This window comes from Geothrix rubra (assembly GCF_030268065.1).
Lineage (GTDB): Bacteria > Acidobacteriota > Holophagae > Holophagales > Holophagaceae > Geothrix > Geothrix rubra.
In genome coordinates this window covers 116666-138388 of record NZ_BSDD01000003.1, presented here as the reverse complement: position 1 = coordinate 138388, position 21723 = coordinate 116666, and the positions used below count along the sequence as shown (strand labels likewise).

The 21723-nt window shown below is 71.1% G+C and carries 23 protein-coding genes; 12 read left to right on the top strand and 11 right to left on the bottom strand.

The genetic code is table 11. From position 1 onward, the window contains the following. The first annotated feature begins 47 nt into the window (after positions 1-47). From QSJ33_RS08615 to QSJ33_RS08605, 3 genes are all read left to right on the top strand, one after another. Entirely contained in the window at positions 48-1175 is a 1128-nt protein-coding gene (locus tag QSJ33_RS08615; RefSeq protein WP_285724610.1) for a PilZ domain-containing protein, read from the top strand. Between the two features lie 63 nt (positions 1176-1238). Continuing rightward, complete coding sequence (purL, locus tag QSJ33_RS08610) at positions 1239-3551, top strand: phosphoribosylformylglycinamidine synthase subunit PurL (protein WP_285724608.1); 2313 nt, start codon at positions 1239-1241, stop codon at positions 3549-3551. 101 nt (positions 3552-3652) lie between these two features. Further along, positions 3653-4255, top strand: a complete 603-nt coding sequence (locus QSJ33_RS08605) for a hypothetical protein (protein ID WP_285724606.1) — start codon at positions 3653-3655, stop codon at positions 4253-4255. Here the strand turns inward: QSJ33_RS08605 and glnA are convergent. Together glnA and QSJ33_RS08595 are read right to left on the bottom strand one after the other, a co-directional pair. Then, positions 4240-5658 (bottom strand): type I glutamate--ammonia ligase, encoded by a 1419-nt coding sequence (gene glnA / locus QSJ33_RS08600; protein WP_285724604.1) that lies wholly within the window; start codon positions 5656-5658, stop codon positions 4240-4242. The genes QSJ33_RS08605 and glnA overlap by 16 nt on opposite strands. A 69-nt stretch (positions 5659-5727) precedes the next feature. Continuing rightward, positions 5728-5922 (bottom strand): hypothetical protein, encoded by a 195-nt coding sequence (locus tag QSJ33_RS08595; RefSeq protein WP_285724600.1) that lies wholly within the window; start codon positions 5920-5922, stop codon positions 5728-5730. Positions 5923-6063: 141 nt separating this feature from the next. On the opposite strand from QSJ33_RS08595, the gene QSJ33_RS08590 reads away from it, so the two are divergent. From QSJ33_RS08590 to QSJ33_RS08580, 3 genes are read left to right on the top strand one after another with little or no spacing between them, the layout of a single operon-like run. Continuing rightward, complete coding sequence (locus QSJ33_RS08590; RefSeq protein WP_285724598.1) at positions 6064-7665, top strand: amidase; 1602 nt, start codon at positions 6064-6066, stop codon at positions 7663-7665. Positions 7666-7718: 53 nt separating this feature from the next. Beyond that, the gene (locus QSJ33_RS08585; RefSeq protein ID WP_285724596.1) at positions 7719-8087 is read left to right on the top strand and encodes an Ada metal-binding domain-containing protein; all 369 of its coding nucleotides are present in this window, start codon (positions 7719-7721) and stop codon (positions 8085-8087) included. 21 nt (positions 8088-8108) lie between these two features. Further along, a complete protein-coding gene (locus QSJ33_RS08580) occupies positions 8109-8465 on the top strand; it encodes a hypothetical protein (RefSeq protein ID WP_285724593.1) in 357 nt (118 codons plus the stop codon). A gap of 42 nt (positions 8466-8507) precedes the next feature. Here the strand turns inward: QSJ33_RS08580 and QSJ33_RS08575 are convergent, their stop codons facing one another. The 6 genes from QSJ33_RS08575 to QSJ33_RS08550 form a co-directional block, all read right to left on the bottom strand. After that, complete coding sequence (locus tag QSJ33_RS08575; protein ID WP_285724591.1) at positions 8508-9128, bottom strand: hypothetical protein; 621 nt, start codon at positions 9126-9128, stop codon at positions 8508-8510. Between the two features lie 37 nt (positions 9129-9165). Then, positions 9166-10029, bottom strand: a complete 864-nt coding sequence (locus QSJ33_RS08570; protein ID WP_285724589.1) for a helix-turn-helix domain-containing protein — start codon at positions 10027-10029, stop codon at positions 9166-9168. Positions 10030-10122: 93 nt separating this feature from the next. Continuing rightward, complete coding sequence (purQ, locus tag QSJ33_RS08565) at positions 10123-10821, bottom strand: phosphoribosylformylglycinamidine synthase subunit PurQ (protein WP_285724587.1); 699 nt, start codon at positions 10819-10821, stop codon at positions 10123-10125. After that, positions 10821-11057 (bottom strand): phosphoribosylformylglycinamidine synthase subunit PurS, encoded by a 237-nt coding sequence (purS, locus tag QSJ33_RS08560; protein WP_285724586.1) that lies wholly within the window; start codon positions 11055-11057, stop codon positions 10821-10823. Before purS ends, purQ begins: the two co-directional genes overlap by 1 nt. 37 nt (positions 11058-11094) lie before the next feature. Then, positions 11095-11463: an MGMT family protein gene (locus tag QSJ33_RS08555; protein ID WP_285724585.1), complete on the bottom strand. Its 369-nt coding sequence runs from the start codon at positions 11461-11463 to the stop codon at positions 11095-11097. Between the two features lie 3 nt (positions 11464-11466). Continuing rightward, complete coding sequence (locus QSJ33_RS08550) at positions 11467-11829, bottom strand: DUF2203 domain-containing protein (protein WP_285724584.1); 363 nt, start codon at positions 11827-11829, stop codon at positions 11467-11469. Between the two features lie 84 nt (positions 11830-11913). Between QSJ33_RS08550 and QSJ33_RS08545 the strand changes: the two genes are divergently transcribed. The 4 genes from QSJ33_RS08545 to QSJ33_RS08530 all read left to right on the top strand — a co-directional run bounded on the left by QSJ33_RS08545 (position 11914) and on the right by QSJ33_RS08530 (position 15859). Then, positions 11914-12591, top strand: coding sequence for a hypothetical protein (locus tag QSJ33_RS08545; protein WP_285724582.1), 678 nt, complete (start codon positions 11914-11916; stop codon positions 12589-12591). Further along, entirely contained in the window at positions 12588-13715 is a 1128-nt protein-coding gene (lpxB, locus tag QSJ33_RS08540; RefSeq protein ID WP_285724580.1) for a lipid-A-disaccharide synthase, read from the top strand. Before QSJ33_RS08545 ends, lpxB begins: the two co-directional genes overlap by 4 nt. A gap of 124 nt (positions 13716-13839) precedes the next feature. After that, on the top strand, positions 13840-14724 hold the full coding sequence (locus QSJ33_RS08535) for a CPBP family intramembrane glutamic endopeptidase (RefSeq protein WP_285724578.1): 885 nt from the start codon (positions 13840-13842) through the stop codon (positions 14722-14724). Between the two features lie 400 nt (positions 14725-15124). After that, positions 15125-15859 carry a hypothetical protein gene (locus tag QSJ33_RS08530; RefSeq protein WP_285724576.1) on the top strand — a complete coding sequence of 245 codons (735 nt, stop codon included), beginning with the start codon at positions 15125-15127 and terminating at the stop codon, positions 15857-15859. 25 nt (positions 15860-15884) lie between these two features. Here QSJ33_RS08530 and QSJ33_RS08525 read toward each other — a convergent pair whose 3' ends face one another. Further along, entirely contained in the window at positions 15885-17099 is a 1215-nt protein-coding gene (locus QSJ33_RS08525) for a hypothetical protein (RefSeq protein WP_285724574.1), read from the bottom strand. 128 nt (positions 17100-17227) lie between these two features. On the opposite strand from QSJ33_RS08525, the gene QSJ33_RS08520 reads away from it, so the two are divergent. Together QSJ33_RS08520 and QSJ33_RS08515 are read left to right on the top strand one after the other, a co-directional pair. Further along, positions 17228-19936, top strand: coding sequence for a serine/threonine-protein kinase (locus QSJ33_RS08520; protein ID WP_285724572.1), 2709 nt, complete (start codon positions 17228-17230; stop codon positions 19934-19936). A gap of 72 nt (positions 19937-20008) precedes the next feature. Continuing rightward, positions 20009-20287 carry a hypothetical protein gene (locus QSJ33_RS08515; RefSeq protein ID WP_285724570.1) on the top strand — a complete coding sequence of 93 codons (279 nt, stop codon included), beginning with the start codon at positions 20009-20011 and terminating at the stop codon, positions 20285-20287. 27 nt (positions 20288-20314) lie between these two features. Here QSJ33_RS08515 and tolA read toward each other — a convergent pair whose 3' ends face one another. After that, positions 20315-21127, bottom strand: coding sequence for a cell envelope integrity protein TolA (gene tolA, locus QSJ33_RS08510; protein WP_285724567.1), 813 nt, complete (start codon positions 21125-21127; stop codon positions 20315-20317). Further along, positions 21124-21582, bottom strand: coding sequence for an ExbD/TolR family protein (locus tag QSJ33_RS08505; RefSeq protein ID WP_285724565.1), 459 nt, complete (start codon positions 21580-21582; stop codon positions 21124-21126). Before QSJ33_RS08505 ends, tolA begins: the two co-directional genes overlap by 4 nt. Positions 21583-21723: the final 141 nt, after the last annotated feature.

Below are 21723 nucleotides of genomic sequence, written 5' to 3'. Positions count from 1 at the left end.
GGGCAGGCAATCCTGGCGAGGCGGGGTGGGGGGCGATGGGCGGAAACTTGATCCGTAACCCGGAGACGATCCAGGAGATCCTCCTCCGCGCCTGCGAGCGCCGGGAGCTGCTGATCCTGGTCACGCCCTACCTGCGATTCGAGTCCTCCTTCCTCCGGCTGGAGGGCCAGGAGATCCATGTCCTGGCCACCATGGGCCGGGAGGACGCCACCTATGGCCTGAGGAATGCCGAGCTCCGGATGCGCTTCCCCCACGGGGTCAGCTTCCTGGAGGCCGCCACCCAGCTCCGGGGCTTCGGCATGGTGGAGGGGCGCCGCACCCTGCGCCTGGCCGTGCCGGAGGCCCTGAACGAGGAGGACCACCGGGGGTCCTACCGGGTGGAGCGGGTGGGCCGGGTGCCGGTCACCTTCAGCACGCCCCGGTACGACCTGGTGGTGGGCACGCTGGCGGACATCAGCACCACCGGGGCCCGGATCTACAGCACCCGGGACTTCACCGAGGAGGAGCTCCAGCCCGGGGCGGACATGGCGGTGACCATCCCCCTGACCGACAGCATCCGCATCAACGCCCGGGTCCGGCTGCGCCACCTGCAGGGCCGCACCTTCGGGGTGGAATTCCGGCCCCAGCTGGAGGAGGCCGTGCTGCAGCCCCTGTCCCGGTGGGTCTTCGAACGCCGGGAGGAGGACCGGGAACGGGCCGCCCGCCGGGGCGGGGAGGCCGCGGCCCCGCTGGAGGGCATCCGGAACGTCTCCATCCTGCCCCGGGGGCTGGTGCTCGTCTCGGGCGACCCGGCCCTGGAGGCGTCCCTGCAGGACCTGCTGGGCGGCCTCCAGCCCCTGCGCCGCGTGCCCCCCACGGCCCAGGCCCTGAAGGAGGCCTTCGCGCAGAACCCCGCCCTGGTCTTCTTCCACCTGCCCAGCCTGGGGCTGGACGAACGGCGCCGCCTGAAACCCATGGCCGAGCTGCTCCAGGGGCGCGTGCCCTTCGTCCTGCTGGGCACGGGCGTGGAGGGCGGTCCCCTGCTGGAACTGGGCACGGAGGTGAAGGCGACCATCGCCATCGTCTTCAATCCGGCCCGGGGCACCTTCTTCCAGCGGCTCGTGCAGGGGGTCCTGCGCCGGACCTACGAGGGCGGGGAGTCGCCCATGGTGCCGAAGGAGCCGGAGGGGGCCTGAGGCCGCTGTCAAGCCTCGTTCGCGGGCCCAGGGGCCGCTAGAATCAGGGCTTCCGGAGCCTCCATGTCCGCTGCGCACGAACCGGCCGTCACCGAATCCCTGGCCCTGGAACTGGGCCTCTCCAAGGACGAGTGGCAGGTCATCCTGCGCCTCCTGGACGGCCGCCTGCCCACCTACCCCGAGCTGGGGGTGTTCAGCGCCATGTGGAGCGAGCACTGCTCGTACAAATCCAGCCGCCTCCACCTGAAGAACCTGCCCACGGAGGGACCCCGGGTGATCCAGGGCCCCGGGGAGAATGCCGGCGTGGTGGACATCGGCGACGGCTGGGCCGTGGCCTTCAAGATGGAGAGCCACAACCATCCCAGTTTCATCGAGCCCTACCAGGGCGCCGCCACGGGCGTGGGCGGGATCCTGCGCGACGTCTTCACCATGGGCGCCCGGCCCCTGGCCAACCTCAACTCCCTGCGCTTCGGGGAACTCGACGCCCCCCGCATGAAGGGCCTGGTGAAGGGCGTGGCGGCGGGCATCGCGGGCTACGGCAACTGCATGGGCATCCCCATGCTGGGCGGGGACTGTGCCTTCGACGCCAGCTACAACGGCAACATCCTCGTGAACGCCTTCACCCTTGGCGTGCTGCGCTCGGACAAGATCTTCAAGGGCTTTGCCTCGGGCGTGGGCAACAAGGTGATGTACATCGGCTCCAAGACGGGCCGGGACGGCATCCACGGGGCCAGCATGGCGTCGGCGGAGTTCGGCGAGGGCAGCGAGGAGAAGCGGCCCACGGTGCAGGTGGGCGACCCCTTCACCGAGAAGCTGCTGCTCGAGGCCTGCCTGGAGATCTTCCAGACCGACTGGGTCATCGGCATCCAGGACATGGGCGCCGCCGGCCTCACCTCCAGCAGCTTCGAGATGGCCAGCCGCGCAGGCACGGGCCTGGAGATCCGCCTGGACCAGGTGCCCCAGCGCGAGGAGGGCATGACGCCCTTCGAGCTCATGCTCAGCGAGAGCCAGGAGCGCATGCTGCTGGTGGCGCGCCCCGGCTGCGAGGAGCAGATCATCGCCGTGCTGCACAAGTGGGGGCTGGACGCCTGCGTGGTGGGCGAGGTCACCGACAGCGGCCGCTTCATCGGCAGCTGGCAGGGCCAGCCCGTCATCAACCTCCCCATCCAGCCCCTGGTGGATGCGGCGCCCAAGTACGACCGGCCCCGCCAGCGGCCCGGCTACCTGGACGCCGTGCAGGCCGCCCCCCTGCCTGCCGACCTCAAGCCCGCCGAGGTGGAGCGCACGCTGCGGCAGGTCCTCGCGGCGCCCACCGTGGCCAGCAAGCGGTGGATCTTCGAGCAGTACGACGGCACGGTGCGGAGCAACACGCTCCTGGGCATGGGCCGGGGCGACGCGGGCATCATCCGCGTGAAGGACGAGAAGGGGCAGGACACAGGCAAGGCCGTGGCCATGTCGAGCGACTGCAACAGCCGCTTCTGCTTCCTGGATCCCTTCTGGGGCGCGGCCCACGCCGTGGCCGAGGCCTGCCGCAACCTGGCCTGCGTGGGCGCCGAGCCCATCGGCCTCACGGACTGCCTCAACTACGGCAATCCGGAGAAGCCCGAGAACATGTGGACCTTCGAGCAGGGCTGCCTGGGCATCCGCCAGGCCTGCCTGGCCCTCGACGTGCCCATCGTCAGCGGCAACGTCAGCCTCTACAACGACACCGAGGGCCAGAGCATCTTCCCCACGCCCATGATCGCGGCCGTGGGCCTGGTGGAGGAGTGCGCGGGCCCGGTGGCCGTGGACGCCCCGGACGCCACGGCCCTCGCCAAGGTGGGCAACCGCATCTGCGGGGCCGGCTTCCGGGCCGAGCACGACGGCATCTTCCTCCTGGGCGAGACCCGGGACGAGCTGGGCGGCAGCGAGTACCTCAAGGTGCGCACCGGGAAGGTGCAGGGCGCCTGCCCCGAGCTGCGCCTGGACGAGGAGCTGCGGCTCCAGGCCTGCGTCCGCGAGGGCATCCGCCTGGGCCTCATCCGCAGCGCCCACGACACCAGCGAGGGGGGCCTGCTCGTCACCGCCCTGGAGAGCGCCTTCGGGGCCAGGGACGGCGAAGGCATGGGCTGCCAGCTCCTGCTTGCGAAGGGCGCCCTGCGCCTGGACAGCCTCCTCTTCGGCGAGAGCACCGGCCGCATCGTGGTGAGCGTGGGGCCCGAAGGCGAAGGCAGCCTGGCCACCCTCTGCCGCACCCACCGCGTGCCCCTCGCCAAGATCGGCACCACCGGCGGCGCCCGCATCACCCTGGCGGTGGACGGCCAGCCGCTGCTGGACGCGGATGCGGCCGAGCTGAAGGCCCTCCATGCCGGGGCCCTGGAGGCGGCGCTGGGGTAAAGGTGACCCGGGTCCCTTCCGGAGGCCCGGATCCCCTGTTACAAGAGGGATCGCCCCGGCCGGGTCCGGTCCGGGCAGCCCCTCCCGTCCCCGGAGCCCCCATGCGCCTGCGTGCCCTGTCCGTCCGAACCCTCCTGGCCCTCGGCCTGGCCGCCCTGACGTCCCTCCAGGCGGCGCCCGCCCCCAAGGCCCCGGCCCCCAAGCCCGGCGGCCACTGCCTGCGGCCCATCCCGAGGCCGGTCCTCACCGCCCCCCAGCCGGGTGTCGCCTCGGACACCTTCAAGAAGACCTCGGCCCGGGAGGCCACGGAAACCGCCGTGCTGGACGGCGGGGCGACCCTCACCATCACCCATTGGGGCTGCCGGGCCGTGATGCTGACCTTCCGGCTGGAAGCCAAGGGCCTGCCCGATTTCGGCAAGGATGTGGCCGGCGGCTACCAGGAGGCCGCCCGCCAGCTCCGCCGCCTGGCCACCCTCAAGGCCCAGACGGGCTTCAACCTCGAGAAGGCCGCCGCGGCCCTGGAGGCCGAGGCGAAGCGCACGAAGGGGCTGGCCTACATCCGTCCGGCCTTCATCCCGGGCGCCGGGAAGGACCAGGTGACCGTCCAGGGCGCAGGCGCGGTTCCCGGCAAGGGCGTCAACTACCTGGCCTTCGAGTTCATGCGCCCGCTCCAGAAGAAGAAGCCGGCTCACGCCTCGAAGTAGAGCGCCATCTCGTAGGGATGCGGCCGGTTGCGCACGGCCGCCTCCCGGGCGCGGAGCTGCAGCAGGTAGTCCTCCAGCTGGAGGCGATCGAAGACGTCCCCCGCCAGGAGGAAGTCCAGGTCGCCCTCCAGGGCGTCGCAGGCCTCGGTGAGGCTGGTGGGCAGGCTCTTGATCTTCCGTCGCTGTTCCTCGCTCCAGCCGAAGATGTTCTGGTCGATGGGACCGAAGCCCAGGGCCGTGGGATCCAGGCGCTTCTGGATCCCGTCGAGTCCCGCAAGGAGCTGGGCGGCCAGGGCCAGGTAGACGTTGCAGGTGGCATCGGGAGGCCGGAACTCGAAGCGGGCCGTCTCCTCCCGGTCCGCGTACTTGGGCACCCGGATGGCGGCGGAGCGGTTGCCCAGGGAGAAGAAGGCGCTGACGGGGGCCTCGAAGCCGGGCACCAGGCGGCGGTAGCTGTTGGTGCTGGGATTCGTGAGGGCCAGCAGGGCGGGGCCGTGGGCGAGGATGCCGCCGATGTACCAGTGGGCCTCCTGGCTGAGGCAGCCGTAGCCGTCGGGATCGAAGAAGAGGTTCCGGCCTGCCTTCATCAGCAGCTGGTGGAAATGCATGCCGCTCCCCGCCTCGCCGTAGAGGGGCTTGGGCATGAAGGTGGCCGTCTGGCCCCGGCGGTGAGCCACCATCTTCGCCACGTACTTCACCATCTGGGTGGCGTCGCCGGCTTTCAGCATGGGGAAGAGCGGGGTCTCGATCTCGCACTGGCCCGGGCCGCCCACCTCGTGGTGGTGGTACTTCACCTCGACGCCCATGCGCGCCAGTTCGCTGCACATCTCGGCGCGCAGGTTGTAGAGCTGGTCCTTGGGTGGCATGGCGTGGTAGCCGCCGTGGAGGGGGATCAGGTGGCCGTGGCCGCCCTCGGCGCTGTGCCAGTCGGCCTCCCGGCTGTCCACCCGGTAGGAGGCGGTGTTCACGCCGTTCTCGTAGCTGACCTTGTCGAAGACGTAGAACTCGTACTCCGGTCCCCAGATGCTCTCGTCGGCGATCCCCGTGGCCTTCAGGTGGGCCTCGGCGCGGAGTGCGATGTTCCGGGGGTCCGCGGCGAAGGGGGTGCGGGTGTCGGCCTCGAAGGCGGAGCAGATGAAGCCCAGGGTGGGCTCCTCCCAGAAGGGGTCGTGGTAGCCCGTGGCCAGGTCCGGGATCAGCACCATGTCGCCGGACTTCACGGACTTCAGCCCCACGCTGGAGCCGTCGAAGCCCACCCCGTCGCGCATCAGCTGCTCCGTGAACTGGGAGGCGGGGATGCTCACGTGGTGCCAGCGGCCCCAGAGGTCGCTGAACACCAGGTCGATCATCCGGATGTTCCGGGCCAGCACGTGCTGCCGGGCCTGCTCGAAGCTGCTGAACACGGGGGCCTCCAGGGACCCCATCATTCTAGACCAATGGGTAATCGATGCGTCGAATTCCGCTCGGCCCCCTCAGACCCGGCCCCCGAGCAGCCGCGCCGGGAGGAGGAACAGGGCCTTCACGAGGCCGAACGCGCCCTCCACCGCGAAGCCCAGCAGGCGGAAGGGCAGGAGCACCAGCCAGACCAGCGGGTAGAGCACCAGCGCCAGAAGGGCCAGGGGCCAGCAGATCACGAGCAGGATGAGCCAGAGGACGAAGGTGAGCATGGAGCCTCCTGGAAGAAAGGTAGGCCCGGGGGCCGGAGCCGGTGCCCTCGGATCGGTGAACGGCGGCCGGGGGCCGGTGGCTGGTGGTGCCTCTTCCGCGGAGGGCCTGTCATCCTGGTCCCACCCCCGCCGGAGCGCGACATGACCCGTGATGCCTTCGCCCTCGACCGCCGCACCTTCCTCCAGGCCGCCCTGGCCGCCGGGGCCGCCGCCACGGTGGCGAAGGATCTGGGCGCCGCGCCGGCGCCGAAGGGGCTGGTGCTGGAGGAGGCCACCATCGACCAGCTCCAGGCGGGCATGGCGGAGGGCCACTGGACCTCCGAGCAGCTGGTGGAGAGGTACCTGGCGCGGATCGCGGCCTACGATGTGGCCGGGCCGCGCCTGAACGCCGTCATCGAGCTGAACCCCGACGCCCCTGCCATCGCCCGTGCCCTGGATGCGGAACGCAAGGCCGGGAAGGTCCGGGGGCCGCTCCACGGCATCCCGGTGCTCATCAAGGACAACATCGACACCGCGGACCGCATGAAGACCACGGCCGGATCCCTGGCCCTGGCGGATGCGCCGGCGCCGAAGCAGGACGCCACCGCGGCCCTGCGGCTGCGGCTGGCGGGCGCGGTGATCCTCGGCAAGACGAACCTCTCCGAGTGGGCGAACTTCCGGTCCACCCACAGCAGCAGCGGCTGGAGCGGCCGGGGCGGCCAGACCCGGAACCCCTACGCCCTGGACCGCACGCCCAGCGGCTCGAGTTCGGGCTCCGGCGTGGCGGCCTCGGCGAGCCTCTGCGCGGCGGCCGTGGGCACGGAGACCGACGGTTCCATCGTGAGCCCCGCCAGCGCCTGCGGCCTAGTGGGCTTCAAGCCCACGGTGGGCCTGGTCAGCCGGGCAGGCATCATCCCCATCTCGCACACCCAGGACACGGCGGGCCCCATGGCCCGCACCGTGCGGGACGCGGCCATCCTCCTGGGCGCCCTCGCGGGCGTGGATCCGCGCGATCCCGCCACGGCCCAGGCCCAGGTGCAGGCGGACTACACGCGCTTCCTCCACATCGACGGCCTCAAGGGGGCGCGCCTCGGCGTGGTGAAGAACCTCCTGGGCCAGCAGCCCCACGTGGATGCCGTCATCCGCCCGGCGTTGGACCTGCTCAGGGCCCGGGGCGCCACGCTGGTGGAAGTGGAATTGAAGTCGGCCGCCTACGAGGAGGCCGAATTCGAGGTGCTGCTCTGCGAGTTCAAGGCCGATCTCAACGCCTACCTGGCGGGCCGGGGCGGCGCCGTGAAGGACCTCGCCACCCTCCAGACCTTCAACGAGGCGAGGAGGGACGTGGAGATGCCCTTCTTCGGGCAGGAGCTGGTGAAGCAGGCCCTGGCCAAGGGGCCCCTCACGGATCCGGCCTACCTCAAGGCACTGGCCTCCTGTGCCCAGGCCCGGCAGGGCATCACCGATCTCCTGCAGAAGGAGCAGCTCCAGGCCCTCGTGGGGCCCACCAGCGGCGCGCCCTGGCTCATCGACCACGTGAACGGGGACAGCTCCTCCGGCCTCAGCTTCTCCACCCCCGCCGCCGTGGCGGGCTGCCCGCACATCACCGTCCCCGCGGGCTTCGTCTTCGGCCTGCCGGTGGGGCTCTCCTTCGTGGCGGGGCCCTGGCAGGAGGCCCAGCTCCTGCCCCTGGCCTACGCCTTCGAGCAGGTCCGCCAGGCACGGCGTGTGCCGCGCTTCCGGGCCACGGCCGAGGAGAAGGCCTGATTGACAGGCCTCCGGCGGGACCCGACCCTGGGAATTCGGCTCAAGGAGAACCCATGAAGCGCCTGCTGTTCACGCTTTTCCTCGCCTCTTCCGTCCTGGCCGTGGCCCAGGCCCCCGCGGCTCCACCGCAGACCAAGGCCGAGAAGAAGGCCGCCAAGAAGGCTGAGAAGAAGGCCGCCCAGGAGGCGAAGGCCGCGCCGGCGACGGCTGCCAAGCCCGCACCCGCCACCCGCCCGGCCCCCGCCGCGAAGGCCGTCCCCTCCGCGTCGGCCATCGTGGCCAACAAGGATTCCAAGACGTTCCACCGGGCCGACTGCACCTTCGTCGCCAAGATGAAGCCCGCCAACCGCGTGGCCTTCGCCAACGCCGCCGAGGCCGCCAGGGCCGGCTACAAGCCCTGCAAGGTCTGCAAGCCCGAATAGCCGGTAACCCAGGAGGTTCCCATGAAGCTCATGCTCCCGCTGCTGCTGACCGTGTCCGCAGCCCTCTCCGCGCAGATCCCCGCCAAGGAGGATCTGAAGGGCAAGGCTGATGCGATGGTGGACAAGGGCAAGGCCAAGGCCGACGAGAAGGCCGACCAGGCGAAGGCCAAGTCGGACAAGAAGGCCGCGGACGCCAAGGCCAAGGTGGATGCCAAGGCCGGCGGCGTGCCCGTGGCCGGGGACAAGGTGAAGGCCGCCACCGCCAAGGGCGAGGGAGCCGCCCAGGCTGGCAGCGACAAGGCGAAGGGCAGGACCCGGAAGGGCACGGAGAAGGGGGCCGCCAAGGCCAAGGCCGTGACCGAGAAGGTCGCCAAGTAGTCGCCCGCCGCTCTGGACAGGGGCGCCCCTGTGGGGTAATCGTCAGGCGTTGGGCGGCACCCAGCCGAACTTCTCCTTCAGCAGCGCCAGGATCTCCCGGGCCACGGCGTCCGCTTCCTCGGCCTCGATGCCTCCATGGTTCCGGGCCTCCTCGCCCAGGGGATGCATCCGACGGATGATGGGCAGGGGGTCCAGCCGCAGGTATTCCTGGAAGCTCGGCTTCCCGGTCCTCAGCACCAACGCCTGTCCCGTGATGGAGCCCGGGCGGTAGCCCAGGCGGTCCACCTGCTGCTCGTAGTTGGACTTGGGCCCGACCGCACTGTGAATGAGGCCGAAGGGCGAGCCCGCCGCCACCGAGGTCAGCTGGTCCGCCGTGCGGTCCCGCCTGGCGTCGGATTCGGAGTGGGGGGAGCGGCTTCCGATCATCACGATCAGCTGGATGCGCTCCGGGGCGGGGGCGGTCGCCTCCGTGTCCAGCCCCCGGCCGAAGCGTTCCCGGAAGGCGGCGAGGTAGGCCCGCTTGAGCTCGGCCTGCCCGGGGCCCTCCGGCAGGGACAGTTCCAGGGAGAGGACCGGCGCAGGCTGCTGGCGCAGGACATCGGCGGCCGGTCGTCCACAGGCCAGGAGCAGGGGGGTGAGCAGGATCAGGGCCTTCGATGTCATGTCCGACCTCGAACAGGATGGATGTGCCGGTGGCCCGTCAATCCTTCTTGCGCGGGAACTGACGCTCGTAGGCCTCCTGCGCGTACTCGCTCGGAGGCACGCTGAACCGGCGCTTGAAGGCCCGCGTGAAGGCGCTGGCATCGTAGAAGCCGAGGATCTTCGCCACGTCGCTGGGCCGCTCGCCGTTGGCCAGCAGGGTCACGGCCCGCTGGAGGCGGCGCTCGATGAGGTACTGGTGGGGCGTGGTGCCGGTGGCCTCGCGGAACAGCCGGATGAAGTGGTCCGGGGTGCAGCGGGCCATGGTGGCCAGCTCGGGCACGCTGTTCTTGGAGCCGATCTGGGCTTCCATGTGATCCAGCACCAGCTGCAGCGTGGAGCGGTTGAGGCGGTAGGGGAAGCGGCCGCGGTCCTCCTTCTCCGTCAGGCGGGCGAGTTCGGCGCCCAGGAGGATGAGGAAGAGCTCCCGCGTCATGAGCTGCACGCCGTCGGGATTGCTCAGCTCCTGCGTGAAGATGTTGAACAGCTGCTTCAGGCTGAGGCTGCGCAGCACGGCGAAGCTGGCCTCCTGCCACTTCCGCGGCGGGTTCTGCAGCGAGGAGAGCAGGGGCTCGGGGAAGGGCCCCTCCAGGAAGAGCGCCGTGAACCCGAAGTGGGTGCTGGGATGGTGGCGCTTCAGGGTGTGCCCGAAGCCCGGCAGCAGCAGGGCCAGGTCGCCGGAGCGGATGACACCCTCCTCGCGGTCCTCGCCGGTGCAGACCCGCACGGCATGCGTGGGCTGCAGCAGCGTCCAGGCGTCGCGCGAGGGCAGCAGCTTCGCGGGCACGGGATCGCGCTTGAGGATGGCCAGGCGGAGCGGTCCGCTGGTGAAGGTCTGGAGATTCTTGGCTTCGGTTTCGGTCATGGTCAGGGAAGAAATAGACATACCCATCGGGGTGCCCAGGAAGGATGACAGGAATTCTCCTCCCCGCGCATGGAAATTTAACAAACCCCCGATCTATCCCCTGGCCAGGGCCGATTCCAGGCTCCGGAAGATGCCCTGGCCGCCCGTGGGGCCCAGGCGGGGATCCACCGCCCGCTCGGGATGCGGCATCATGCCCAGGACATTCCCGCGGACGTTCACGATGCCCGCGATGCCGTTCATGGCGCCGTTGGGCACGTGGGCCTCGCCGATCTCGCCGGCGGGAGAGCAGTAGCGGAAGGCCACGCCGCCCCGGGCTTCCAGGTCCGCCAGGTCGGCGGGCTCCAGGGTGAAGTTGCCCTCGGCGTGCGCGATGGGCACCCGGAAGACTTCCCCGGCCTTCATGGCGGTCGTGAAGGGCAGGTCGGTCCGCTCCACCCGCAGGTGGACGTCCTGGTGGATGAACCGGAGGGTGGCGTTGCGCAGCAGGGCGCCGGGCAGCAGCTGGGCCTCGCAGAGGATCTGGAAGCCGTTGCACACGCCCACGACCAGCCCTCCCTGGTCGGCGTGGCGCTTCACGTCCGCCATGATGGGCGCCAGGGCCGCGATGGCGCCGCAGCGCAGGTAGTCGCCGTAGCTGAAGCCGCCCGGGATGAAAACCAGGTCGGTGCCTTCGGGCAGGCGGGTCTCCTGGTGCCAGACGGGGATCGTGTCCCAGCCGAACACCGTGCCGCAGGCGTGGAGGGCGTCGTGGTCGCAGTTGGACCCGGGGAAGACGGGGACCGCCACCCGCATCAGAGCACCTCGATGGAGGCCTTCTCCATCACCGGATTCACCAGCAGCTTGTCGCACATGGCCTGGGCCTTGGCCTTCACCTCGGCGGGGTCGGTGCCCGGGACGTCCATCTCGATGAGCCGGCCGATGCGGACGTGGTCCACCGCGAATCCGAAGCCGTGGAGGCCCTGCTCCACGGCCTTGCCCTGGGGATCCAGGATCCCCGGCTTCAACTGCACCGACACGCGCACCTTCATGGGCCCTCCGCCCCTCCAGTGTAACCCGGAAGCCGCGTCAGTCCTCGCCGTCCCAGCGGTGGGCCTCGAGATCCAGGTTGCCCTGGTCGTCCACGGCGATCCCTTCCTCCCGCAGGCGGCCGATCTGCTCCATGGCGCCCCACCAGCGGCCCCGGCTGGGCACGTAGCCCCGGGTGTTCACGACGCGATGCCAGGGCAGGTCCGTGCCCTCGGGCAGGCCCGAGAGCACCATGCCCACCTGCCGGGGCCGCTGGGGGAAGCCGGCCAGCAGGGCCACCTGCCCGTACGAGGCCAGGCGCCCCTCGGGAATGCGCGCCACCACCGCCAGCACGGCCGTGCGGAAATCACGCGGCGCCGATGGCGCCTCGAGGCGCCGGCCGGGACGCTCCGCGGGACCCCTGGCCACGCGCTAGGCCTGCACGCCGGGTCGCTGGTCGGCGGGCACCCGGGTCCGGAAGCCGCCCTCGTAGCTGTGCCAGTGGCCCAGGGCCTCCTCGGGATAGGCCCAGCACCAGTAGCCGTCGCCGGAATCGAAGTCCACCAGCCACAGGCCCTTCACCTCGGCCTCTAGGTCCTGCATGGCGTGCTGCCAGCTCTGGACGAGGGTCTGGAGGCGCTCCCGCAGGGCCTCGGTCCGGGCCTCGTCCTTCTCGTCCTCGGCCTGGCGCAGCTCCTCGGCCAGGCTGGAGGCCAGGCTGTACACCGGCTCCGTCATGGCCCTCACCTGGGGCATGAGCGCCTGGGCTTCCTCGAGGGTGAAAATGCGGCCCATGGTGCCTCCCGTGTCCCATGATAGGCCGTCTCCAGCCCGGGGGAATGTTCGAGGCCGTATCGCAGGCGTTGCTAGGATCTACTCATGCGGTTCGTCCCTCTGCTCTCCTCCGCCCTCGATCCGTCGCCCTGGCGCGCCCTGGGCCCGGTGGCCCTGCGCTGGGAGGGGGAGCCCGATCCCCGCTGGGAGGCGGAGGCCTTCCGCGGACTGGAGATCCACACGGTCCACCTGCCGGGGACGGCGCCGGTGGTCGAGGCCCTTTCGGTCCTCCAGCGGCGGAACCTCGGTCCCGATTTCCTCGTGGTGCCCGTGGCCCGTCCGGCGAACCGGGAGGCGGGCTTCCGCTTCCTGGGCGACCTGGAGGCCCTCCTGGAGGCCACGTCCGGCCGGGACGTGAAGCTGGCCCTGCGGCTGGAGCCCGGCGCCACGGTCCCGGTGCTCGACCTCCTGCGCCAGGCCCGGTGCGAGGCCGTGGGCTTCTGCTGGCATGCGGGCTGCGAGGACCTGGAGGCCCTGGCGGACCGGCTCTGGACCGGGGTCTGCGAACCCGGGGCCGACCTGCGGCCGCTCCAGCGCCTGGGCTACCGGTGGGACATGGCCCTGCCCGCCATGGATCCCGATCGCTATCGCCGCGAGGCTGCGGCCCTGGAGGCGGCCCACCCCCCCGTGCTCTTCCCCGCCGAGATGCCGGCCACGGCCCTGGGCCGCCCCGTGGTGCCCGATCCGGACGTGGTGCTGGGGAAGCACTGGGACCGCCCATGAGCGGCACCCTCCTGGTGGTCGCCGGGGAGGACTCGGGCGACCTGCACGGCGCGGAGCTGCTGCGCGAGCTGAAGGCCCGGCGGCCGGACCTCCGGATCGTGGGCGTCGGCGGACCCCGCATGAGCCCCTATCTCGATCGCAAGCTGGCGGACGTGAAGGACCTGGCCGTGGTGGGCTTCGTGGAGGTGATCAAGCACCTCCCGTCCCTGAACCGGCTCTTCAAGAGCCTCCTCGCCGCCGCGGACGAGGAGGCCATCGCCGGCGCCCTCCTCATCGACTACCCGGGCTTCAACCTGCGCCTGGCGAAGGCCCTGCGGAAGCGGATGCCCGGCGTCGGCCTCCACCAGTACGTCTGCCCCCAGGTCTGGGCCTGGAAGAAGGGGCGCATCCCGGAGCTGGGGCGCACCCTGGACACCCTCTACTGCCTCTTCGATTTCGAGCCGGCCCTGTTCGAAGGCTTCCCCGTGGACGCCCGGTTCGTGGGCCACCCGCTGGTAGAGGTCGTGAAGCCGGAATGCGACCGGGCGGCCTTCTTCGCCCGGACGGGACTGGACCCCGCCTGGCCCGTGGTGGCCCTCCTGCCGGGCAGCCGGAAGGGCGAGGTGGCCTCCCTGCTGCCGCCCATGGCCGAGCTGGCCCGGCGGTGGGCCCACGAGCGGCCGACGGTGCAGTGGGTGCTGCCCGTGGCCTCCACGCTCGATCCTGCCTTCGTGCGCGCCCACCTGGGGCCGGCCCCCGTGATGCTCCTGGAGGGCCTCTCCTACGCCAGCCGGGCCCATGCCGATGCGGCCCTGGTGGCCTCGGGCACCGCCACCCTGGAGACGGCCCTCCTGGGCACGCCCTTCGCCATCCTCTACAAGCTGAATCCCCTCACCTACCAGATGGCGAAGCGGGTGGTGAAGCTGCCCCACATCGGCCTGGCCAACGTGGTGGCCCGTCGCGAGGTGGCGCCGGAGCTGCTCCAGGCGGACGTGAATCCCGAGCGGCTGGCCCGGGAACTGACCCGGCTGCTGGATCCCGCCGAGGCCCCGCGCATCCGGGCCGGCCTGGGCGAGGTGCGGGGTCACCTGGGCGAGCCCGGCGCGGCGGGCCGGGTGGCGGAGCACCTGCTGGCGAGGCTCTAAGGCCCCGAGTTTCGGGAGGCCTGGGGAACCCCTAAACGCGTCTCGGGTTCTGTCCGTAGGCCCCCTCAAGAATCTGAACAGCGTTCTTCACCGCCTGCCCCAAGGCCTATCAGGGGGGTTGTACATGGCTGACTGCCTTCATGCCCCGGAACAGCATGTCCTCCGCGTACCTGCGACTGCCGTCGTCTGGCTCGCCATGCTGCCGGCGAGCGGGTTCGGGGCCATCGTCTGGTCCACCATGTTGGGAACGGATCCACCCGCGTGGATGGGATTCCTTCAGGTCAGCATTCTGGCGGCGCTGGTCCTCTTGGCTGGGGCTTCTCCGCGCTGGCGTCCGCTGCGTGGCTACTTCCTGGCCCTGACAGCGCTGGCCGCGGGGTATGTGGTGGGGGACAAGGTGTCCGGGGCCCTGACCTGGGAGGGCTGGCAGGCCCGCATGTTCGCCAACACGCTGATCCACGCGGTCATCTCCTGCGGATTCCTGGCGCTTTCGCTGGTCGGGAGCGGCCTCACCCGCCGTGATGTGTACCTGGTGAAGGGCGACATGGCGGCTCCGAGCCACTTGCCTCGATGGGTGCCCCACCTCCCCTGGTCCCGACTGGGACCCCTTCTGATGGTCATCCTCGCGGTCGGTCTGGCCATCCAGCTATTCCTGACAGTCCATCCGGACCTTCACCTGGCTGGTCGCGCGCTGCTCTCCCTCCCCGCAGCCCTGGCTTTCGCGGCCATCAATGCCGCCCAGGAAGAATTCCGCTACCGGGCCGTCCTGCTGGCCCGCCTTGGCCCCGCTGTCGGGAGCACCCAGGCCCTACTCGTGACATCCGTGATGTTTGGGCTGGACCACTGGTTCGGCCACCCCGCGGGCCCCTCAGGCGTGCTCCTGGCGGGATTCGCCGGCTATCTCTGGGGAAAGAGCATGATCGAGACGCGGGGATCGGCCTGGGCCTGGCTTATCCACGCCTTTCAGGACGTGGTCATCTACCTGCTCATCGCCGCGGCGAAGGGATGAGGTCCGACGCCGGTACTCCCGGCAGCCGCTGGAGCCGCAAAGGGAAGGCGTCCTTGAAGGACCTGCGCAGGTCCTCCGGCGCCGCCTTCCAGGCCTGCAGCGCCCGCTCGCCCCGCGGTGAGGCGCGGCCGGGAGGCCCGGTGCCATTCCGGACATCCGTTCCAGGCGGCCAGGTTTCGCAGATGGATGGTTTCCAGGGAAATTCCGGAGGCGCACCAGAAAGGATGCGGACCTGGAGGCGGTCCCCGCGGGCGGGAGGCGGGGCCTGGATCCGGCGCCAAGGGGATCCGGAATGCCGCCGGCACCATCAGAGGACTCTGTTATCCTGAATCCACGCCATCGAGACCAACACCCGTTTCCACGCTTCCGGTCAAGAACTCGATCAACAAGGGGCTCCCGCATGCGATGCGCACCATTTCTGAGAATCCCGATCCTTCTGCTTCCCTTCTGCCTCTCCGTCGGGCTGCAGGCGGGTGAATGGGAATTCGGGCTGCTCTACGCGGATGCGCAGACGGAGAAAGGTTCACTGACCTCCAACGGGACCTTCCCGACGCTCCCGTACGCCATTGTCCAGAATGGAATCAGTGGCACTTGGAGCCAGGGAGGGGTACAGGTCGGCTACCGACTCCTGCAGAAAGGCGACTGGGGGTTGTGGATCCACGGCCAGTACAACGAGGGGCTCGCGCATCCCGCGATCACCCACTCGGGCGAGTACCACACCTCGGTGTCGACCGAGGCGGAGACCTTCAACGGCACGGGCTCCATCCGGTCCAGCAGACTGAGCCTGGGATTGGCCCGGCGCTTCTCCTTCGGGGAATTCGGGCTGAGCCTGGGGCCGCGCAACAGCAGCCTTAGCGTGGACGGGAACACCTTGAACCAGACCAATGGGGTGTTCTCGAGCAGCCACTACTCGGCCAGCCACGCGTACAAGGATACGTTCGTGGCCGTGAGCTTCACGGCCACCCAGGACCAGGGGACGTTCCGGTCCTTCCAGAAGATCGCCTTCGGAACCGGGTTCGGATCCACGGTTCCCACCGTGGATCCCGGCCCCAGCGATTGGAAGATGCGTGAAGCCTACCTTGCGCAGTTCCGCCCCAATCGGGAGTTCTGGTTCACGCTCGGAGTCAGGCTCTAGGGGCGCAACCCGGGTCCCTCCCTGTTCAGGTCCCTCGTTCCTGCCGCGGCGAGGGCGGAGGGGCATCCTTTTGCCTCCCCGGTAGCCGCCGCACCGGGAGGGGGAAGGCGTCCTTGAACGCCCGGCGCAGCTCCTCCGGCGCCGCCTTCCAGGCCTGCAGCGCCTGGGCCCGGGTGGGGAAGGTGCCGTAGCAGGCCTGCCACCAGTGGAAGCCGTCGCGGCGGACATAGGGCAGCACCATGATCTCCGGCGCCTTCGAACCTGCCGCCCGGGCCACCTGCTTCAGGCCGGCGGCGTAGCCGGACACCACCATGCGCAGGGTCCAGGAGCCGGCCGGGGCGGCGGCCCGCCGCTCGGCGCCCTGGCGCAGGGCCTCGGGCAGATCCTCCTGGGCCAGGGGCTTCGCAGCCGCCTCGGGGTCTCCGAGATCCTTCTCCGTCAGCACCCGGCGGGGCGCCTCCACCTGGACCTCCAGGCTGTGGGAGACGCCGCCCATCAGGTTGTTCACGCTGAGGGTGTAGACCGTGGTCTTCTCGGGGATCACGCCGATGCTGGAGAGGCCGTCCAGCTCCAGGCCGCCGGGATCCAGCCGCACCTTCGCGTCCCCCTGGCAGACCCAGCGCAGGATCACCTGCTCGCCGGGCTTCACCACCTTGGCGCTGGCATCGAAGCTGCACACCATGGCCGGGGCGGGCGCCCCCTTGCCGCGGCCCAGCACGGCCACTTCCAGGGTGCGGGTCTGGCCGCCGGCGGCGTTGTTCACGCTGATGGTGTAGCGGGTGGTCTCCAGGGGCGTGACGGTCACCTCGCTCTTGCCGTCCAGTTCCATGCCGCCGGGCTCCATGTGGATCTTCGCGCTGCCGGCGCACTCCCATTTCAGGACCACGGGCTGGCCCGGCAGCACGGCCTTGGCGCTGGCGTCGAAGCTGCAGACCCGGGCCGGCTCGCCCAGGGGGAGGTTGGGGACGACGCGGATCTCCGTGCTGCCCAGTTCCCTCCCGTCAGCGCGGGTGTCGAAGATCCGGTAGGTGGTCGTGTAGGAAGGGCGCAGGGTCACCTGTCCGTGGCCCGGCAGCACCATGCCGCCGGGTTCCAGTCGCACCTGGGAGGCCCTCGGGCAGTCCCAGGAAAGCAGCACGGATTCGCCCGGGCGGACCTCCCGGGGCTCAGCCGTGAGGGTGCCGGTCCCCGGCGCCTGGACCAGGCCGAGGACCGCGGGGAGGACGAGGGCGGGGAGCATGGGGGGAGTGTACCGTTCCCGGGGCCTTGGACACGAAGGGTAGAATGCCTCGGGCGCTCGATACCCGGAAAGGAAGGGCGCACTGGCCGGCCGGGGATGGCCGGCCGGGGTGTCCGCCAGCGCGTTCCATGCCCCTCCAGACCCACAGCCCCCTCCAGGTCGGTGATACGGTCGGCCGCTACCTGGTGGAAGCCTGCGTGGGCGAGGGCGGGATGGGACAGGTGTTCCGGGCCTGGGACGCCACCCTGGAACGCCGGGTCGCCCTGAAGATCATCCGGGTCGACCTGATCGACCAGGAGGATTCCCTGACGCGGTTCCAGCGGGAGGCCCAGATCCTGGCCAGGCTGGACCACCCGGGCATCTGCCGCGTCTACGATTGGCTGGACCATCAGGGGACGCTGGTGATGGCCATGGAGTGGGTGGATGGCGCATCGCTCGCCTCGGTCATCAAGCGGGGGGCCATGCCGCTCGGGACGGCAGTCGGGCTGCTCCGGGGAGTCGCGCACGCGCTGGCCGCGGCCCACGCGAAGGGGGTCATCCACAGGGACCTGAAGCCCTCGAACATCGTGCTCACGAGCGAGGGGACGGCCAAGATCCTGGACTTCGGGCTCGCCAAGTCCCTCGAGGCCGGCCACCTGGACGCGGCCCCGGACGGAAGCCGGGCACGGACGGCCGCAGCGGACACCCGCTCGCTCCCGGGTTCGGGCTCCAGCCCCTCTCCGGACCGGACCCTCACCCAGTCGGGACTGGTGCTGGGCACCCGGGGGTTCATGGCCCCGGAGCTCCTGGAAGGCGCGCCGGCCACCGCGGCTTCCGACCTGTACGCCCTGGGGGTCGTCGCCTCCCTGCTCATCACGGGCGACCGGCGCGCGGGCGAGGGCCGGGACGCGGGGACCCCTCCCCGGGCCATCCCCCGCCCGCGGTCCGGATCGAAGGCCCACCCCCCGGGTCCCCATGCCCTCTGGAGCCTCATCGACCGGCTGCGCTCGCCGGATCCGGCCTCCCGCCCCACTGCCCGCGAGGTGGTCGCCGCCCTGGATCGCCTGCAGGCGCCCCCCTCCCCGGCCTGGTGGGCCGCCGGGGCCGCCGTCGTGACGCTGGTGCTGGTCTCGCTGGGGCTGTGGGCCTACGGCCGGGGGGCGCTCCCCGAATTCTCCAGGGCCCACCAGGCCAAGCTGGTGGTGGTGCCCCTCCAGAACCGCACGGGCTCCCCCGGCCTCGAGACCGCGGCCGGAACGACCGCCACGGACCTGCTGGAGTACCTCCTGCGGTCCTTCCCGCAGGTGGAGGTGGTCCAGGACTTCTACAGCCGCAGCGGCGCGGCGGAAGCCCGCCCCCGCCTCCAGGCGCGGGAGGCCGCGGCGGAGCGGGCCTTCATCCAGCGGGTGGTGGCACGGACCGCGGCTGATCTCGTCCTGCTGGGCGAGGTGGAACCTGTCCCCGGTTCTGAGCGGGTGCGCTTGCGGGTGCGGCTGATGGACGCGGGAGGCCAGCCGAGGGTGACCCGCGAGGTCGTCTCCCGGGCCGCGGTCTTCGAGCCCGGACTGGCGGTGCCCGCCGTGCTGAGGGAGCTTGGCCGGGCGCTCTCCCCCCTCGGGCCTCCCCGGGACCTGCCCCCGATCCCCTCGACGGAGGTGCTCGAGGCCTATGGCCGCGGGCTCGAGCGGTTCATCCAGGGCGACACCCCGCAGGCCCTTCCGCTCCTGGAGCGGGCGGCGCTGGAGGCGCCCCGGTTCCCCCCGGTCGTGGTCAGCTATGCCTCGGCCCTCAATCGCAGCGGCGACCCCAGGGCCCAACCCACCCTCCAGTGGGCCCGGTCCGCGGCGCGCCAGGCTGGAGACCGGTACTCCGAGGCGCGGGCCGTGATCGAGATGGCCTTCCGGGCCCGGGCGGAAGCCCGGCCGAACGAGGAGGCCCTGTTCATGGAGGCGCTCTCCCTGGCCCGGGAGGAGGGCGACAAGGACCTCCAGGCCCGGGTGATGAATGAGCTCGGTGTCTACTGGATCGACCGCGAGAACTGGGTCGCCGCGCGCAGCCTGCTCGATCCTGCCCTCGACCTGGCCACCCAGTGGGGGACGCGCTGGCTGCGCGGGAGCATCCTGGTGAACCTTGCGAACCTGGCCAAGTACCAGGGCCGGGGTGCGGAAGCCCGCCGCCTGTACGAGGCCTCGATCGCCAACGCGGACATCCTCGAGGACTGGCAGCTCATCGCCACGACCCGGAACAACCTGGCCATCCTCGATTTCGAGGAGGGGGCGGTGGCGGCCGCGGAGCGCACCTGGCTGGAGGTGCTGCGGGTGCGCAGGCTGCATGCCGACCGCCTGGGCGAATGCCGGGTGCAGCTGAACCTCGGCATCGCCGCGTTCATGCAGAAGCGGTTCGACCAGGCGCAGGCGCGCTTCGAGTCCGCCCTGGCCGGGAGCCGGCAGCTGAACGTCGTCCAGATCCAGGGGCGGGCCCTCTACCGGCTCGGGGACCTCCTGCGGGCCCAGGGGCGGTTGACCCAGGCCGCCATCCGGCTGCTGGAGGCCCTCGAGCCCTTGAAGCAGGGCGGGACGCCGGCCAACCAGGCCGAAGCCCTCGCGGCCCTGGCGGAGTGCAAGGCCCGCCAAGGGGACACCGGCGGGGCCGAGCGCCTGATCGAGGAGGCCTGGCGCCTCACCACCCGGGATTCCCCGCAGGTCCTGCGGGCCCGGGCCTGGGTGCAGCACCTGCGCGGGCAGCATCGGGAGGCCCGGGAATCCCTGGCCGCTGCCCTCGCGGCGCCCCGGGACAGGGATCCCGAGCACCAGGCTGAGCTGCAGGCGCTGCGTTCCGCCTGGGGCCGGCGATCTTGACGGGCCGGTCCGCCGAACCGATGGTGGTGTCCCCGTCATCCAGGACGTCCCGCACGAAAGCGAGGTGGATCCATGAGCATGGCCAAACCAGCAACCTCCCGGAGGGGGCTCCTCTCTGGACCCGGGCCGCTCTATGTGAGCCGGACCTTCGACTTCGATCCCGATGACCCGAGGAAGGATCAGGTCACCGTGTCCTTCGAGGTCCAGGGGGACTGGGAGATGAAGGGGCCGAAGGGGACCAGGCTGTCCTTTCCGGCGGGCGACTACACGCTCGAATTCCCCCGGCACTCCCCCCAGCCCCTGGCCCGCCTCACCATCGATCCCGATCCAGGGGGCGGCCGGGTCCCCTGAGGGGCCGCCGCGCCGGCCCGTCCCGCTTCAGTTCCCCAGGTAGGTGAACCAGAAGCGCACCCCCAGGTACTGCCCGTCGTAGCCCTCGGGCAGGCGCTGGAGGGGGGCGGACCGGAGGACCGCCATGCGGGCGCTCTCGTCCAGGGCGGGGTTCCCGCTGGGGATCTCCACGCGCACGCGGTCGAGGCTGCCGTCCCGGGCGATGCGGAAGTAGATCTGCACGCGGCCCTGCTGGCTGGAGACCCGGCTCCAATTGCCGGTGATGCGCGTCTGGACCTGCTGCAGGTACCACATGAAGGGGAAGTCGCCGTCCACGCCGCCCACGAGGCCGGTGCCGCCCTGCACGCCCGCCGAGGGGTTCAGGCCCGGGATGCCGCTGCCGGCGCCGATGCCGGCTCCGTTGCCCTGGCCTGCGGCCCCGGTGACGGGGTTGGCGGCGGGGGCCTTCCCCTTGGCCGCGGTGGTGCCCGCCCCCTGGCTGGCGGCGTCGGGGTTGTTCCCCTTGGGCGCGGCCCGGGTGGTCTTCTCGGCGAAGGGGTTGGGCGCCGTGGACGTGGGGGTGGTGTCGCGCTGGGGGGCCACCTCCTCCACCCGGCGCAGGCGCTCGCCGGTCTTCCCCTCCGCCATGGCATCGGAGCCGCCGGAGGGCGTGGCCATGGCCGGGGGCAGGTTCACCCAGGTGACCTTGACCTCCTCCGATCGTTTGCCGCGGCCGTGGGGCCAGAGGAAGGCGGCGCCCAGGGCCAGGTGCAGGGCCAGGCTCAGGCCGAGCCCCGTGCTCCAGGCCATCTCGCCCAGGTGCGCGCGGCTGCGCAGGTAGCCCTGGAGATCCTGGCTCACGGCTGCATGGCCCCGGTGTTGGCGGCCAGGGTGGTGGGCTGCACGGGCAGGTTCGGTGCGGCGGCCGTGACGAAGCCCACCTGGGTGAAGCCCGCATCGCGGATGGCATCCACCACCTGGATGACGCGGCCGTAGGGCACGTTGTGGTCCGCCCGGACCAGCACGGGCCGCTTGCCGCCGGACTGCGCCGCCTGCTTGAGCTGGTTGGCCAAAACGGGCAGGGGCATGAAGGCCTTCTCGAACTGCAGGCGCCCGTCGAAGGTCACCGTCACGGTCAGGGCCTGGCTCTCCAGGTTGCGACCGGTGCGGCTCTCGGGCAGCTTCACGTCGACGCCCGTGGTCATCATCGGCGCCGCGATCATGAAGATGATGAGGAGCACCAGCATCACGTCGATGAGCGGCGTCATGTTGATGTCGGCCATCGCGCCGCGCCTGGATCCTGGCGTGAACGCCACGGGCACCTCCGGGGAACGGATCCAGGATAGCGCGGAGCCGGCGCGGCCGGAGATCCCATCACCCGCTGCCGCAGCCGCCTCCTGGCGACCCTCAGCCTGTCCCTCGCCGCCCGGGCCGGGGGAGCCTCCATGGACCGTGGT

Excerpts from the sequence above, each read along its gene's own strand:
- QSJ33_RS08580 (WP_285724593.1), top strand. The coding sequence starts at position 8,109 with ATGAAGCTCATGCTCCCGCTGCTGCTGACCGTGTCCGCAGCCCTCTCC.
- lpxB (WP_285724580.1), top strand. The coding sequence starts at position 12,588 with ATGAGCGGCACCCTCCTGGTGGTCGCCGGGGAGGACTCGGGCGACCTG.
- QSJ33_RS08535 (WP_285724578.1), top strand. The coding sequence starts at position 13,840 with ATGGCTGACTGCCTTCATGCCCCGGAACAGCATGTCCTCCGCGTACCT.
- QSJ33_RS08520 (WP_285724572.1), top strand. The coding sequence starts at position 17,228 with ATGCCCCTCCAGACCCACAGCCCCCTCCAGGTCGGTGATACGGTCGGC.
- purQ (WP_285724587.1), bottom strand. The coding sequence starts at position 10,821 with ATGCGGGTGGCGGTCCCCGTCTTCCCCGGGTCCAACTGCGACCACGAC.
- QSJ33_RS08515 (WP_285724570.1), top strand. The coding sequence starts at position 20,009 with ATGAGCATGGCCAAACCAGCAACCTCCCGGAGGGGGCTCCTCTCTGGA.
- QSJ33_RS08545 (WP_285724582.1), top strand. The coding sequence starts at position 11,914 with ATGCGGTTCGTCCCTCTGCTCTCCTCCGCCCTCGATCCGTCGCCCTGG.
- QSJ33_RS08530 (WP_285724576.1), top strand. The coding sequence starts at position 15,125 with ATGCGATGCGCACCATTTCTGAGAATCCCGATCCTTCTGCTTCCCTTC.
- purS (WP_285724586.1), bottom strand. The coding sequence starts at position 11,057 with ATGAAGGTGCGCGTGTCGGTGCAGTTGAAGCCGGGGATCCTGGATCCC.
- QSJ33_RS08595 (WP_285724600.1), bottom strand. The coding sequence starts at position 5,922 with ATGCTCACCTTCGTCCTCTGGCTCATCCTGCTCGTGATCTGCTGGCCC.
- QSJ33_RS08585 (WP_285724596.1), top strand. The coding sequence starts at position 7,719 with ATGAAGCGCCTGCTGTTCACGCTTTTCCTCGCCTCTTCCGTCCTGGCC.
- QSJ33_RS08590 (WP_285724598.1), top strand. The coding sequence starts at position 6,064 with ATGACCCGTGATGCCTTCGCCCTCGACCGCCGCACCTTCCTCCAGGCC.
- QSJ33_RS08550 (WP_285724584.1), bottom strand. The coding sequence starts at position 11,829 with ATGGGCCGCATTTTCACCCTCGAGGAAGCCCAGGCGCTCATGCCCCAG.
- QSJ33_RS08605 (WP_285724606.1), top strand. The coding sequence starts at position 3,653 with ATGCGCCTGCGTGCCCTGTCCGTCCGAACCCTCCTGGCCCTCGGCCTG.
- QSJ33_RS08575 (WP_285724591.1), bottom strand. The coding sequence starts at position 9,128 with ATGACATCGAAGGCCCTGATCCTGCTCACCCCCCTGCTCCTGGCCTGT.
- QSJ33_RS08525 (WP_285724574.1), bottom strand. The coding sequence starts at position 17,099 with ATGCTCCCCGCCCTCGTCCTCCCCGCGGTCCTCGGCCTGGTCCAGGCG.
- purL (WP_285724608.1), top strand. The coding sequence starts at position 1,239 with ATGTCCGCTGCGCACGAACCGGCCGTCACCGAATCCCTGGCCCTGGAA.
- QSJ33_RS08570 (WP_285724589.1), bottom strand. The coding sequence starts at position 10,029 with ATGACCGAAACCGAAGCCAAGAATCTCCAGACCTTCACCAGCGGACCG.